The organism is Pseudolabrys sp. Root1462, from assembly GCF_001426945.1.
In the GTDB taxonomy this organism is placed as follows: Bacteria; Pseudomonadota; Alphaproteobacteria; order Rhizobiales; family Xanthobacteraceae; genus Pseudolabrys.
This window is the reverse complement of sequence record NZ_LMFS01000004.1, coordinates 14,996-28,463: the sequence shown is the minus strand read 5'-3', so window position 1 is coordinate 28,463 and position 13,468 is coordinate 14,996. Positions and strand designations below refer to the sequence as shown.

General features: G+C 61.2%; 12 protein-coding genes and 1 tRNA gene. 9 read left to right on the top strand and 4 right to left on the bottom strand.

Features of this window, described 5'->3' with window-relative positions; translation table 11 throughout:
- Position 1: 1 nt before the first annotated feature.
- Complete coding sequence (rnpA, locus tag ASD45_RS21040) at positions 2-343, bottom strand: ribonuclease P protein component (RefSeq protein WP_056913678.1); 342 nt, start codon at positions 341-343, stop codon at positions 2-4.
- A 33-nt stretch (positions 344-376) separates the two neighbouring features.
- Entirely contained in the window at positions 377-511 is a 135-nt protein-coding gene (rpmH, locus tag ASD45_RS21035; RefSeq protein ID WP_056913974.1) for a 50S ribosomal protein L34, read from the bottom strand.
- Between the two features lie 438 nt (positions 512-949).
- On the opposite strand from rpmH, the gene ASD45_RS21030 reads away from it, so the two are divergent.
- The 4 genes from ASD45_RS21030 (at position 950) to ASD45_RS21015 (ending at position 4,249) form a co-directional block, all read left to right on the top strand.
- Positions 950-2,422, top strand: a complete 1,473-nt coding sequence (locus ASD45_RS21030; protein WP_056913973.1) for a HAMP domain-containing sensor histidine kinase — start codon at positions 950-952, stop codon at positions 2,420-2,422.
- A 111-nt stretch (positions 2,423-2,533) separates the two neighbouring features.
- On the top strand, positions 2,534-3,586 hold the full coding sequence (locus ASD45_RS21025; protein ID WP_056913677.1) for a type III polyketide synthase: 1,053 nt from the start codon (positions 2,534-2,536) through the stop codon (positions 3,584-3,586).
- A complete protein-coding gene (locus tag ASD45_RS21020; protein ID WP_056913972.1) occupies positions 3,579-4,133 on the top strand; it encodes an isoprenylcysteine carboxylmethyltransferase family protein in 555 nt (184 codons plus the stop codon). Before ASD45_RS21025 ends, ASD45_RS21020 begins: the two co-directional genes overlap by 8 nt.
- Positions 4,134-4,172: 39 nt before the next feature.
- Positions 4,173-4,249: transfer RNA gene (locus ASD45_RS21015), tRNA-Arg, on the top strand.
- A gap of 73 nt (positions 4,250-4,322) precedes the next feature.
- Here the strand turns inward: ASD45_RS21015 and ASD45_RS21010 are convergent.
- Positions 4,323-4,979, bottom strand: coding sequence for a hypothetical protein (locus ASD45_RS21010; protein WP_056913676.1), 657 nt, complete (start codon positions 4,977-4,979; stop codon positions 4,323-4,325).
- A gap of 108 nt (positions 4,980-5,087) precedes the next feature.
- Between ASD45_RS21010 and ASD45_RS21005 the strand changes: the two genes are divergently transcribed.
- From ASD45_RS21005 to ASD45_RS20980, 5 genes are all read left to right on the top strand, one after another.
- On the top strand, positions 5,088-5,378 hold the full coding sequence (locus tag ASD45_RS21005; RefSeq protein WP_056913675.1) for a hypothetical protein: 291 nt from the start codon (positions 5,088-5,090) through the stop codon (positions 5,376-5,378).
- Positions 5,375-6,661, top strand: coding sequence for a hypothetical protein (locus ASD45_RS21000; RefSeq protein WP_056913674.1), 1,287 nt, complete (start codon positions 5,375-5,377; stop codon positions 6,659-6,661). Before ASD45_RS21005 ends, ASD45_RS21000 begins: the two co-directional genes overlap by 4 nt.
- 21 nt (positions 6,662-6,682) lie before the next feature.
- Complete coding sequence (locus ASD45_RS20995) at positions 6,683-8,530, top strand: hypothetical protein (protein WP_156381023.1); 1,848 nt, start codon at positions 6,683-6,685, stop codon at positions 8,528-8,530.
- Positions 8,531-9,194: 664 nt separating this feature from the next.
- The gene (locus ASD45_RS23640; RefSeq protein ID WP_156381022.1) at positions 9,195-10,133 is read left to right on the top strand and encodes a plasmid recombination protein; all 939 of its coding nucleotides are present in this window, start codon (positions 9,195-9,197) and stop codon (positions 10,131-10,133) included.
- 488 nt (positions 10,134-10,621) lie between these two features.
- Entirely contained in the window at positions 10,622-11,998 is a 1,377-nt protein-coding gene (locus tag ASD45_RS20980; protein WP_056913670.1) for a DUF2235 domain-containing protein, read from the top strand.
- Positions 11,999-12,090: 92 nt separating this feature from the next.
- Here ASD45_RS20980 and ASD45_RS20975 read toward each other — a convergent pair whose 3' ends face one another.
- Positions 12,091-13,305: a Fic family protein gene (locus ASD45_RS20975; RefSeq protein WP_056913669.1), complete on the bottom strand. Its 1,215-nt coding sequence runs from the start codon at positions 13,303-13,305 to the stop codon at positions 12,091-12,093.
- Positions 13,306-13,468: the final 163 nt, after the last annotated feature.

The following is a 13,468-nucleotide window of genomic DNA, read 5'->3' as shown; positions in this document are numbered from 1 at the left end:
GCTATTGCCGCGGCCGCGCCCCGCTATGGACACGCCCCAGTGCCCGCTCGAAGTCGTGTGCGATGCGGTCGAAAGGCAGGCTCAGAGCCGCCTGGCGCCCCACTAGCACATAATCATGCCCGCTGTGCATGCGCGTTTCGCCGTGGAGGCGAACCACCTCGCGCAGGCGGCGGCGGACGCGGTTACGCTCGACGGCGTTTCCGACTTTGCGCGACACGGTGAATCCGACCCGGATCGGACCGGTTTCGGCGCGTTTGCGCATTTGCAGTACGAAAGCGGCGGCCGGAACCTTGGTCCCGGTCGCCGCTTTGAGAAAGTCCGCCCGTTGCTTCAATCGTTCCATTTAAAGCAGCGTCGCGGCTATGAGGGCCGCTGGTTAGGCGCTGAGCCGCTTGCGTCCGCGGGCGCGGCGAGCCTTGACCACCTTGCGTCCGCCGGTGGTCGCCATGCGCGCGCGGAAACCGTGACGGCGCTTGCGTACAAGCTTGCTCGGTTGGTAGGTCCGCTTCACGATCAAATCTCCGCTGATGGCGCCTTGGGGCCGGGGCCAGAGCCCCGAAAACCGCCAAATCCCGGTTCACGACCAGGGAAATTCCCGGCTCATGGACAGGGCAATTCCCGGTTCATGGATAGGGTAATGTCCCGGTTCATGACCGAGGGGCATATGTTGGGGCGGCTTATAAGCGAGCCACCCCCGCCCGTCAATGCGACTTCGCGGCCGAAATCCGGCGGTTTTGGCGGAAGAGCCCGGCGGTTGGTGGCAGGGCAAATATTCAGGCAAGTTAAGTCCGGACACTTGTTCCTACCGTTGCGAGAGCACAAATCGGCCTAGAATCCGGGCTAACAGCCGTCGGCGGGCGGGATTTGACCGGGTTTGGCGGCGAGGCGCATCATGTCTGTGCGGCTAGCAAGGTGAGATTGGGCTGAGTTGAGCACGACCCCTGAAACGATCGACGAGCCGGCCGCCACGACCAGTCCAGGCCGGTCGGGGGTCCGCGTCGGTTTGTCCGGCAAGCTCCTGTTGTTGACGATCGCTTTCGTGCTGGTGGCGGAAGTCCTGATCTATGTGCCGCTGATCGCGAACTTCCGCCTCAACTGGCTCAACGACCGGCTCGCCGCCGCGCATACCGCCGCCATGGTGCTCGACGCCGCGCCGAGCGGCATGGTGCCGGAGAGCCTTGCCAAGAAGATACTGGATTCGATCGGCGCCCGCGCCGTCGCCGTGAAGATGGGCGATCAACGTCGCCTGCTCGCCTCGGCCGATCTGCCGTCATCGGTCGAGGACGACGTCGACATGCGCCATCTCATGTGGTGGCAGTCGATCAAGGAAGCCTTCGACGTTCTGCTGTTCTGCAAGCCCACTGACGTCATGCGCGTTATCGGGCCCGCGCCGATGGCGAAGGGTCAGTTCATCGAAATCATTCTTGATGAGGGGCCGCTGCGCAGCGCGATGCTGAGCTTTTCCGTCACCATCATGCTGGTCTCGCTGGGTATCTCGGCGTTCACAGCGATGCTGGTATTCTTCGCGCTGCATTACTTGCTGGTACGCCCGATGGGCCGCTTGACGGCGAACATGGTGGCGTTCCGCGCTGATCCGGAGAATTCCGCGCGCATCATCGAGCGCTCGGGCCGCCGCGATGAAATCGGCACCGCGGAGGAGGAATTGGCGTCGATGCAGCGCGAGCTTGCCTCCATGCTGCATCAAAAGAATCGTCTTGCTTCGCTCGGTCTCGCGGTCGCCAAGATCAATCATGACCTGCGCAACCTGCTCGCCTCGGCGCAGCTTTTCTCCGATCAGATCTCGAGTCTGCCTGATCCGAAGGTGCAGCGCTTCGCTCCCAAACTGATGCATGCGATCGAACGAGCCGTCGCGCTGTGCCAATCGACCTTGTCCTACGGGCGCGCTCAGGAAGCGCCGCCCGATCGCAAGACGGTGGTGGTGGAATCGCTGATCGAGGAGGTGCGAGAGTCGCTCGGCCTCACCATGGAAGTGCCGATCCGCTGGATCGTTTCCGTCGAACGCGGGCTCACGATGGAAGCGGACCCCGATCAGATGTTCCGCGTCATGGTCAATCTCGGGCGCAACGCCATTCAGGCGCTGGAGACTCACGGCACGCGTGACCCCGCTCGCGACCAAATTCGCATTACCGGCCGGCGCGAGGGCGAGGTGATCGCCATCGAGGTTTCTGACACCGGCCCGGGCGTGTCGGAGCGGGCGCGCAGTCACCTGTATCAGGCCTTCCAGGGATCGACCCGCCCCGGCGGATCCGGTCTGGGTCTTGCGATCGCCGCGGAATTGGTTCGGGCGCATGGCGGCGAGATAAGCCTGATCCCCGGCACCATGGGCGCGACCTTCCGCATCACGATTCCGGATGTGACCGTAGAACTGAGCGCCCGCCGCACGGCCCGCGCACGCGCTTGAGCCGCGTCGCTAAGCAATCACGCAATCGCGAATGAAGAACGACGCCCCGGCGGTGTTTTCACCGCTGGGGCGACACTATCTGCGATGTCTGTGGTTCCGAAAGGTCTTGTCATGCGCCCATCTCAATCTGCGCTTCTTGCTTTGGCGACGGCGGTTCCGCCCCATAAGCTGAACCAATCCGACGTCGCTACACTGGCGCGGCGGGTCTATGCGCGGAGTTTCGCGCGCTATCCCAAACTCGCTGACATTTACGTGAACGCCGGAATCGAGCAGCGCTTCTCGGCGAAGCCGATCGACTGGTTCGAGGGGAAGCATGACTGGCCTGAGCGCACGCGGGCTTATCTCGAGAGCGCAAGCGCCCTGTTTATCGAGGCCGCTCAGAAAGCATTGACGGAGGCGCGGCTGGATGCGCGCGACGTTGACGTCATCGTCACGGTTTCGTCGACCGGTATTGCCACGCCGAGCCTGGAAGCCCGAGTCGGCGCAGAAATGGGTTTCCGCCCCGATGTGCTGCGTGTGCCTGTGTTCGGACGCGGCTGCGCCGGAGGGGTGGTCGGGCTATCGCTCGGTGCGCGGCTGGCGCAGGCGCAGCCTGGCGAGGTCGTACTCGTTGTCGTCGTTGAACTGTGCACGCTAGCCTTTCGTGCGGACCGTTCGACCAAAGCCGATGTGATCTCGTCAGCGTTATTCGGCGACGGCGCGGCTGCGCTGGTGCTGCGCGCGGGCGAGGCGGACGCTGGCATCAAAGTCGGCGCCACCGCCGAACACACTTGGCCGGCAACGCTCGACATTATGGGTTGGACCATGGATCCGACCGGATTCGGCGTCGTGCTGTCGCGCTCGCTGCCGCGTTTCATCGAACAGAAACTCGCGGCGCCGGCACGACGGTTCATCAAGCGCGCGCGGTTGACGGCCCCGCAACTTGTTTTTCATCCCGGCGGCACGAAGGTGCTCGAGGCGGTCGAGTCGGCGCTGGAGCTGCAGACGGGCACGCTGCGCGACGAACGCGATGTGCTGCGCACCCACGGCAACATGTCGGCGCCGACGGTCTTGTTCGTGCTCGAGCGCGCGGTGCGCCGCGGCCTGCGCGGTCAGACGATGCTCGCGGCAATGGGACCGGGCTTCACCGTCTCGATGGCCGCGCTCGATGGCGCCCATGGGTGAGGGCGCCTGGCTCATCGGCTTCCTGCTGGTGCAGCGGCTCGCCGAACTCGTGCTGGCGCGGCGCAATACGGCGCGGCTCAGGGCCGAAGGCGCCGTCGAATTCGGCGCTGGCCACTATCCGGTGATGGTAACGCTCCATGCGGCGTGGTGGCTCGCGCTCGCCTGGTTCGGTCATGACCGGCCGGTCAATCTCGGCTGGCTGGCGCTGTTCGTGCTGCTGCAGGCGGCCCGCGTCTGGGTCATCGCCAGCCTGGGTGGCCGGTGGACGACGCGGGTCATGGTGCTGCCGGGAGCCGAGTTAGTCGCCCGCGGCCCGTATCGCTGGCTAAAGCACCCCAATTACCTCGTGGTGGCCCTGGAAATCGCCGTGGTTCCTCTCGCGCTCGGACTGCCAGGCGTGGCGCTGACCTTCACCTTGGCCAATGCGGCGCTGCTGGCCTGGCGAATCAGGTCGGAAAACAGGGCCTTGGCCTGGTCGGCCGGGGCCGGGCCGCAGCCGGAAGCAAATGCGTCGGCGACACTTGCCAACGGATACCCAAGGCGATAGCTAGTGCCCGTCCCGCCCGGCTATCCGGCGGCGGCATTAGCGCCCGTAGCTCAGCTGGATAGAGCACCAGACTACGAATCTGGGGGTCAGGAGTTCGAATCTCTTCGGGCGCGCCATCATTTCAATGACTTAGCAGCTACATCCTCGGCGCCGTTACCGGATGTTACCGAGTGCGTTACCGAGTGAATTTCACTCTTGAATGGCAAGCGCAATCTTCATTAATGCATCGCGTTTGACAGCTCGCATTTGGAAGAAGTTCGCTCCGTAGTAATTGCTGATGACATCATAGATGTCCGTCATTTTAGGAAGTGGCGCATCGTCGCTTCTGCGCTCAGCCTCGGGGGCGAACGTGAGCACGCGGCTGTCACGCTGCCGAGAAAGCCACCTGACGATCGCAAAGCGTGGAAGTCCTCTCTGGGATGAGCCCATCGGCTCGATAAGCTGGAGCGCTGTCTCTGCCAAATGAACAGATCCGAAGGGCCTCCGCGGGCGAGTTTTATGCCGGTCGGTTTCAAAGGATGGGTCTCCAGCTTCCTCTTCAAGAATCGATTCGATGCGCCTTGCGAGGAACTCTTCAAGGGTGAAGTTCGATCGTCGGTCTCGTAATGATTTGAGTCCTCCGAAATTCTGCAAAACCTGTAGCGAGTCCTTTGCGAACAGGCTGCCTGCGCCAGCCAGCAAAAGCCTTGAGGCGTCCAAGCTGGTCATCGCGGCCGCAGCCCTTCCATATCCCTTGAACGAGATTTTGCCGGCTGCCCGGACGGTCTTCAGATGAAGCTCAGCGCTCTCCGGAGCGATGCCAAGTGCGTCACCAATCGCTTTTGCCAAAGTGCGGGAAGTGACCATTCAAGCCTCGAATCTTAGAGGGGCTTAACCATAACACAGGTTGCTCTCCAGCGGACCTATTGTACCGGTGAAAGTTCAGTGGTACTTTAGGTCCATTGGAGCCCGAGTATGGTCAAAGGTTTGGAATTTCGTGTGTTGGCGGCGACAGGGGTTCTCATCCCGACGCCGCTATACGTCGATGACGAGCTTCTATCTGCGATCGTACTTGGTGAGAAAGCCAAGCAGTGGTCGTCGATTCACGCCATGCTCCGGCGCGAAGGGATGCCTGATCCCCGACGCGCGATGGGAGGCCTTTACTACCTTCCGGCGCAACTTCAGTTTCTGCAGCGGCGGGAAGGTGTTCAGAATCCGCAAGGGGTCGATTATGCCGACGATGGTCCGGAGAATTTTGGGCCATGACGTCGCGAGTCACCCGCACCCGCAAGGTCACCGTCAAGATCGCCGGTCAAGAAATCCAACTTACGGCGCCCGGCTTGAAATCGATCAGGCGTGGCCCTGAGCAACAGCTCTACTGGGTAAAGGACGAGCACCCAGACTTCGAATTCTACCCGACGAAAACCGTTCGAATTCACGTCGATCTTTCGAGCTTTGAAGCTTGTGATTTTGATTTAATCGAGTCGATCTGTCAGCGCGAGCAACAGGCGATGTTGGCCTGGGCCGACGGTGCCGTCTCAGACAGGTCTCGCCTCGCCCCAAAGTACGACGGCACCGTCGGCAGTCTTATCGATCTCTATCTGCACGACGAAGAAAGCGCGTTCGAAGACATCAAGGACAACACCAGGGCGGCATATCGAGACTGGCTGAAGGTGATCAAAAACACAATCGGTGCGCGTCGGTTGGATCGACTCAGCCCTAAATTCTTTCGTTCTTACTACAAGCGTTGGCGGGAAGCCGCAGAAAAAGGTGGCGAGGAAAGAACGCGGCGGGCGTACGGCTGCATTCAGATGATCCGGGCGCTTCTCTCTTTCGGCATTGAGGCTGATCTTCCAGATTGCGAAAGGCTGCGCAAAGGCCTGTCCCAGATGAGGTTTTCCAAGAACCCGCCGCGTGAAGAGACGATGAGCTTCACTCAAGCGAAGGCGGTCGTGGACGAGTGTCTCAAACAAAATGACGCTCACATGGCGTTGACACAGGCGCTGCAATACGAGGCGTTTCTTCGTCAAGGAGATATCTTGGGCTCGTGGCGAGAAGAGCCGCCGACGTATGAGCTTAAGCCGGGTGAAGTACGGCGCGGTCCCAAGGTGTGGTCTGGGATGACGATCGACCGGATACAACTGGCCGAAAACCTCGTCGTTAGGACATCGAAAACGACACAGCCGGTTGTTCATGCACTCGACAAATGTGAGTTGGTCGTCCGTTGCGTGAGGCATCTCGATCGGGGAAATCCCTATGCACCAGTCGCGGCGCGTCCTGACGGCAAGCCGTGGGCCGACCGACAGGCATTTAGCAAAGCGTGGCGCCGCTACGCTTCCGCGGCCGGAATTCCAAAATCGGTCTGGAATATGGACGGCCGCGCTTCCGGGATTACTGAAGCAGCGGCAGCCGGCGCTAGCGACGACGATCTCGCGAGCACGGCGGGACACGCCGACAAGATAATCACGAGAGATGTTTACAAACGCGGCGCTCGGGAAATGTCCGAGCGCGTGCAGGAAAAGAGACGCCTTCGCAGGGCAAAGTCATAACGTTTACATTGGAGAGCACAAATGAACACGCAGTCTAACGATCCAAGAGACCATCGCAGCGAACCGTCTGCAACGGCTGCGACCAAGACCGAACGGAATTCTGACATGTCGGATGGGTCCGCACCGACCGAAGGCTTCGATGTGCAGGCCGCGTCCCCTGAGACAACGCCGCTGACCGAACCTCGCATCGGCGATGATGGTGATGTTCAGCCGTTGGCGACGGACGCAGAAACACAATCGAAGAGGCCAAAGGCCGAGAGCAAGAAAAACAGCAAGAACAAGTCGAAGCGCAAACCCAACCGCGCCAAGGCGGAGAAGACTGCCGGCGCCGACAAACGCGGCGCGGCAGAGCCCGGCGACGCTGGTGACGCCCCGAACGAAGCGGGATCGGACGAGCGCGCGCCCGATCTGACGTGCTTACAGGTTGTCCGCATCAAGCCCGCAGCTTCGCCTCCCGTTGGAACGCTCCCGCCCGCCCTCGAAGAACTGTTTACTGACACAGTGTCGGTTTCCGCGTTATTGGCGGCGACCGCCGCCGCTGCCGGTCTCGGTGTGTGGCTCGGTACTGGCAAGAACGCAAACGGCGTGGGCGGTTCGCTCGCGCTGCGCGTCGCTTTCGTCGGCGAAGAACACCACCTGCCGCAGGCCGCCAGGCCCGTGCTGCACGCCGCATACGCACTGGAAGCGAAAGATGTGCAGCGCTGGCGTGTGGACAAGGAGAAGGCCGATTTGCATGGCGCGGCCATCGCCGCGCGGCGGCGGCTTTGCCGGCAAACCCGTGCCCAGGCCGTCATGCTTGGGCTTGCGGGGCTTTCTGAGAGCCTCGAACTCGATCTCACAGCTGCCGAAACGGCTTCGTCGCCGCCCCGGCCTTCCGTCGTGCTGCGCGATCCAGTCCAGACCGAAGTAAAACGCGGTCTTGAGGCGGCGAACTCGGGTGTCCTGATCGTCGATGGGCGTCGGATGCCGAGCATGGCGGGCTTTGGCGTGAACTATGACACCCTGACGGCGCAGCTCTTGAACGACGCCAGCGTCGGCCGCCCGCTCGAACTCGCCGATCCCCGCGCTGACGGATGTGTCCGCATGCGTCCGGTAAGCGCATCGGTCATCGGCACGCTCTCCGTCGTCGACAGCTTCAGCCTTCACAAGGCGACCACCGCCGCACTGACGGCCACGCTGTTCATCCCGGCCGAAGAAAAATCGGAATCAGGCCAGGCCACCGACGTGGCCAAGGCGGCGACCGATATTCTCGCGCGCGCGCGCGCGCTCACCGCGACCAGGGGGGACGATTTGATTCAGTTGAAGTTCTCGGCGGCGGCACGCAAAATACTGGAGCACGCTAAAACGAGGTTCGTGAGCACGTCGGCCGCGGTGCTGCCGCCACTTGCGCACTACTACGTGGCTGCCGCCGACCTCGCGTATCGCATTGCAGTCCTGCTGCACCTTCTGGATCACGCCGCGCGCAAGGCTGATCAGATGTCTGCGGAGATCGGCAAGGATGTCGCACAGCGCGCGATCGATTTTGTCGAACAGACTGCGCTCCCGGCGGCCCGTAGCGTCCTGATGGATGCGAGCGTTGTTTCCGAGGTCCGCAACGCGAGGCGTATCCTCTCGTTTGCGCAGTTGAACGCGAGCGTTGCGCGTCCGAATCTGCTGCTGCGGGACGTAGGTCGTATTTTAAAGAGGGCGATGCCGACAGCCGCGGAGTTCGATCGTGCGATTGATCGGCTCGTCGCGGACAAGTTGCTGGTGCCGTGCGATCCTAAGGAGGCGGGCGGCGGCCATGCAGTCCGTGTGGCTGAGGTGGTTTTTGATCCCGAGCGCCAGCTTCCGGATCTCGTGACTGATCCGCGGCGGCCGAGGCAGTAAGGAAGATGAGAGCGAAGCGAATAGCGTGAGCGGCGTCGATCGGTGGCGGATGCCGTTCCTAGCCTTTCGCGGACGAACCGGCGATCCGGTCATTCGGGGTGCCGCCGCCAACTTGATCGCGGCGATCTCGACTAGGGCTTGTCCATCCGGCCAATAGATTTGGCTAGGCCGTTGCGGAATCCGTGATCCGTCGTCAGCCGGCTCATCGGTTGTCCCACATCTGTGAGTAGAGTTCATCGCATTATACAGTGAGTGCGGCTCGGAATGTTCGCCCGCCATCGAAGGGCTCTTTTCCTCGTGAGCAGACCTTGGCTGCGTAATATTATTTCCGAGAGCAGTCGGTGGTTCGGTCTGTCAACAGGGGGGCCCGGACCGGAGCCGTCGACGAGCCGACACCCCTGTTGACACCCCTGCGGTCCGACGTCGAGCGTGGTGCGACTGCCTACAAGTGAGCATAATTTTGGACGGCGCGGAGAACATCCGAACGTCATTCCGGAGCGCCAGGTGCTGCCGGGCGGTTGCGAATTTTCCGCGTATGCTAGTCGGTCAGTAGCATATGGACCGCAGACGCGAAAATTGTTGTCCAAAATTATTTTTTAAAAAACATTTTTGAGTTTGCTAGGCGGTCGGTTTGAATGCCTCAAACAACCATCAGGAGGCGAAAATGAAAAGCTATCAGTTTCTACATCTGGGCTCGTGCGGCCGCTTTCCGCGCTCGGGAGAACCGAGTTGGTCATGCATCGAAGGGATCACCGCGGAGGGGGCCCGTAGCCCGGGCGCGTCCAATCATATCCGCTATCCGGCGCAGCCGAAGGTTATCGACGGGGTGTCGCCGATCGAAGCGGGACGGCTCGCGATCGAACGCGCCGATCAGGCCCGTGACGAAGGCAAAAAACTTCGACGGCTGCGCCGAGACGGCGTCTGCCTGTTGGCGGGCGTCGTGAGCTATCCTTGGGATCACCAATCGCTGTGCGACGATCCGGTGGACAGCGATGTGTACTCGCTTTGGCAGCAGATGGTGCTTGCGTGGCTGCGGCAACAGTTCGGCCATCATCTTAAGTCCGTTGTCGAACATCGCGATGAACGATATCCCCATTTGCATTTTTATGTGGTCCCGGATCTGCGGGACGACGGGCGGCTCGACATCAACCAGGTCCATCCCGGACGCCGTGCCAAGGCGGCGGCCGCGGCGGACGGTGCCGAGCCCAAGCATAGGGACCGGGCGTATCGCCAGGGGATGCGGCAATGGCAAGACACTTTTCATCGCGACGTCAGCGCATTCTTTCGCCACGAGCGCTCCGGGCCCCGCCGTCAGCGCGTGAACCGATTGCAATGGAAGATGGAGCAGGCCATAGCGGCGAAGGAGAAGAGCATGCTCGAAAAGATCGAGAAAAAACGGGATGAAGTTGACTACGATACGCGCAAGCGTGCGTGGGAACGCTATGCCGCGCCGTACCGGGCCCTGCAGCAAGATGCCGCCGTCCTCGCGGAGCGTTACGGCACCGAGGAGAAGCGGCGCCGGGCAGCTGAGGCGGAGTGCGTGGCCCTACGCGAGCGTCTGGCGGCGCTGGAACCGGCCGCTGCGCCGAGGCCGGCCTTCTAACGGTGGCCGGACCCGCCGGCCCCCGCCTCAACTGGCGTCAGCGGCCTAGCCGCCTTCGGGCCGCTGACGGCGGGCAACACGGCACCAAGCCGCCGCCCGCCGGGGCGTGCCGAGCGCCGTCGGCCCCGGGGCGAGTGGGGCTTAGCGGCGCTCGAGATCGGTTAACCCCGCCGGCGGGGCGGGCCGCGTGCGGGTCACGGCGGGAGCGGCTGGTGTTCAGTGTGCCGCCGACGCCGCAATAGATTGGCACTGCAATATCGGATGTTGTTGAAATAAAACTGGCGGCATTCGCGGCGCTGTCACTTCAGCCCAAAATCTTGTTTAGCCTTTTCAAATGATGCTGCCGCTTCGCTGTCTATACGCCTGCTTCAACCGGCAATTGTCATGATGGATATTTCTGCTAAAAGGAGACGACGATTGTTGCCGCGTTCTTTTGGTGCGGACCTTATATTCGAGCCCGTTTTTCAATGAAAAATTAAAGGCAGGTCATGCCAAAAAATATCATCGTCTTCTCTGATGGCACGGGCCAGCGCGGGGGCATCCTCTTCGACGAATGCCGCAGCAATATCTACAAACTGTACAGGGCCACGCGCTGCGGTCCCGATTCCTGTGTCAATCCAGCAGAGCAACTGACCTATTACGATCCCGGAATCGGCACGGAGCCCGGCGGTCTCGGATTGATGGGACGTCTCTGGCGCAAAGTCCAGAATGTAGTCAGCCAAGCCACAGGCTTGGGAATCACTACCAACATTATCGACTGCTATGCGGCGATTATCCGCATGTGGGAGCCGGGCGACAGAATTTACCTGTTCGGTTTCAGCCGCGGCGCCTACACCGCGCGATGCGTCGGCGCGGTCGTGGCGATGTGCGGCGTTCCGCGCTTGGGCAAGGACGGAAAACTGTTAAAGCTCGATCCCGGTTCGGTGCGCGCCGTTGCGCAGATCGCCGTCAAGAAAGTCTACCAGCACGTCAGTTCCCCGAAAGACTCGGCCTACCTCGATCAGCGCAGGGCGCTCGCGAAATGGTTCCGAGAAAAATTCGGTTCGGATGCGGATGGCAAATCGAACGCCTATCCCTATTTTATAGGCGTGTTCGACACGGTTGCCTCCGTCGCGACATTGAGCGGGCTGCTGATGGTGTTCGGGGGTATCGCCGTTGTAGTCGCCTTCCTTGGCGCTACTCTCGGGGTTCTCTTCGGGCATTTTCTCTTCTGGACTGGCATTACGGCGCTTGCCGCAGTCGTGGCCACGCTTGGCCTGCTGGCCTTTATGAATGTTCGCTATGCCGTAGGTCTCCCGGGTTATCCGTTCTGGAAGACGTTCCACTTCACGGCGCTGCGCCTGCGCTTCTATGATCAAGAACTGAACCCCAACGTTGGCTATGCGCGTCACGCCATTGCGATCGACGAGAACCGCGACTCTTTCCCGCGCGTCCCTTGGGGCGATCCGAAAGATTGGCGGGATACTGGGCCCGGGAATCCGAGATGGTTCAAGCAGCTTTGGTTTCCCGGCAATCATTCCGACATCGGCGGAAGCTACCCCGAAAATGAATCTCGCCTGTCCGACATCGCCTTGCAGTGGATGGCGGAGGAGGCGCAGGCTTTGCCGGACGGCCTGAAATTCGACACGGCCTTGTTGCGGCTCAATCCCGATCCCCTCGGCCCACTGCATGATGAAACCCGCAGCAGCGTCTTCCGCTTCGCGAAGAAACGGCCAAGGGCGCCGGTGCCTGGCTCGTCCATGCACCCTTCGGTGCTTGCGCGCATGAAAGCGGAGCGTGTCCTGCAATACGACGAGTATGCCGCTTATAGGCCGGAAGCGTTGCGCAACCAGCCCGACTTCGCGGAGCTTTACAAAGCGAAGTGATTACGGGTCTTTGCTTTCCGTATAATCAGCGTTGCTGCCGAGTCCAAGCGCTCTGCGGCGCGACAGGACGAAAGCCATTAGGACTTGCCGCCCTATGCTTCTTTGTCCGGGAACAGGCCCGGCATCCAGCGCGAGGCGAGAGTGGCGGGAAACGCCAGAAGCAACGGATCCCGCATCCCTTTTGAAGTGAGGACGCCGCGATCAAGAAGCGCAGAAATTGTACGCCGCGCGTGACGCGGCGTAGCGCCGAGGATTTCGGCCACATCGCCGCGCGGCAGTTCGCCGCGATAAAGCACCGTTTCAAGTACCTGTCCCGATTTCGCAGGAAGTTTGCCGAGCTTGATTTCTTCTTCCGCCCACAGACCGATGCGGGCGCGCAGGCGATCGGGCTGCACCAGCTCTTCCATGAAGGCTACTTGATCGAGGCAGGTTTCGAGAAAGAATTTCGTGAAAGCGGCAAGAGCTTCTTCGCTTAGGTTGCCGCGTCCGTCGAGATCGTTACGGCGCGGCAGATCGCAGGCGGCGAGGTGGCCCTTATAAGCGGCGACATTCCTGCCGAAACCGCGCGCCACCGACCAGACGCCTCCTGTATCGAGTGTCTTGAGCAGCATCGCATGCGACATCAGCCGTGCCACGCGGCCGTTGCCGTCCAGGAACGGGTGAATCCAGACGAAGCGGTGATGGGCGGCGGCGGCGGCGATGATCGCGTCGGTCTTTCCGACGGCGCTGAAGACGCGCTCGAAGTCCGCGAGGAAGCGCGGGACTGCGCCGGGACTGATGGAAATATGCAAGCCGACTTTCACATCCTTCGTGCGGAATTCCCCCGGTACGACGCGTACGCGTTCTTTGGTCGTGGGCTCTTCCACCCAAAGCAGCTCATCGGGAAGCAATTCGCAGAAGCGGCGGTGAATCTCGCGAAGAGAGCCGGTGCTTGCGGGATTTTCGATCCTGCCGGCATCGATCCATTGTTGAACGGTGATGTGCGCTCTGGCTTCGCGCTGAAGATCGCGCTTTTTTGGATCGGCGCTGTAGTCGTCCTTCAGCGCCCGCTCTATATCGATAGGGTGAGTGTTGTGACCCTCAATGAGGTTGCTGTAGTAGCAGTTCATTGAGCGCACGAGGTCGGCGAGCGCCGCCATCACTCCTTGAGGCAGGCTGCGCCGAAACCCGGCGGACTTTGCGGCCAGATCGACGGCTAAATCAGTAAGAGCGCCTCGCTGCGGAGCGCCTTCCTGGAGTACAAGAGGTTGCATTAATCCCGTTGACTCTCCACGGTCCCGGAGAGCCTCTTTCATGTCCTCTTTCATGTCCTCTTCTCTGCCCATATAAATCTATTTATATCATATATTTAAAAATAAAGAAGCTGCCTTGTGGCTGCCGAAATGTCCGCTTGTTAGACCGCTTTAAATTGTTCCGAATAAATCGTATTTGCCTCTTTAAATCCAGAATCTGTTCACTATTTAGCCCCAA

Coding starts and splice junctions, on each gene's coding strand:
- ASD45_RS21010 (WP_056913676.1), bottom strand. CDS start 4,979: ATGGTCACTTCCCGCACTTTGGCAAAAGCGATTGGTGACGCACTTGGC.
- ASD45_RS20995 (WP_156381023.1), top strand. CDS start 6,683: ATGAACACGCAGTCTAACGATCCAAGAGACCATCGCAGCGAACCGTCT.
- ASD45_RS20980 (WP_056913670.1), top strand. CDS start 10,622: ATGCCAAAAAATATCATCGTCTTCTCTGATGGCACGGGCCAGCGCGGG.
- ASD45_RS21005 (WP_056913675.1), top strand. CDS start 5,088: ATGGTCAAAGGTTTGGAATTTCGTGTGTTGGCGGCGACAGGGGTTCTC.
- rnpA (WP_056913678.1), bottom strand. CDS start 343: ATGGAACGATTGAAGCAACGGGCGGACTTTCTCAAAGCGGCGACCGGG.
- ASD45_RS21020 (WP_056913972.1), top strand. CDS start 3,579: ATGGGTGAGGGCGCCTGGCTCATCGGCTTCCTGCTGGTGCAGCGGCTC.
- ASD45_RS20975 (WP_056913669.1), bottom strand. CDS start 13,305: ATGAAAGAGGACATGAAAGAGGCTCTCCGGGACCGTGGAGAGTCAACG.
- ASD45_RS21000 (WP_056913674.1), top strand. CDS start 5,375: ATGACGTCGCGAGTCACCCGCACCCGCAAGGTCACCGTCAAGATCGCC.
- ASD45_RS21025 (WP_056913677.1), top strand. CDS start 2,534: ATGCGCCCATCTCAATCTGCGCTTCTTGCTTTGGCGACGGCGGTTCCG.
- ASD45_RS23640 (WP_156381022.1), top strand. CDS start 9,195: ATGAAAAGCTATCAGTTTCTACATCTGGGCTCGTGCGGCCGCTTTCCG.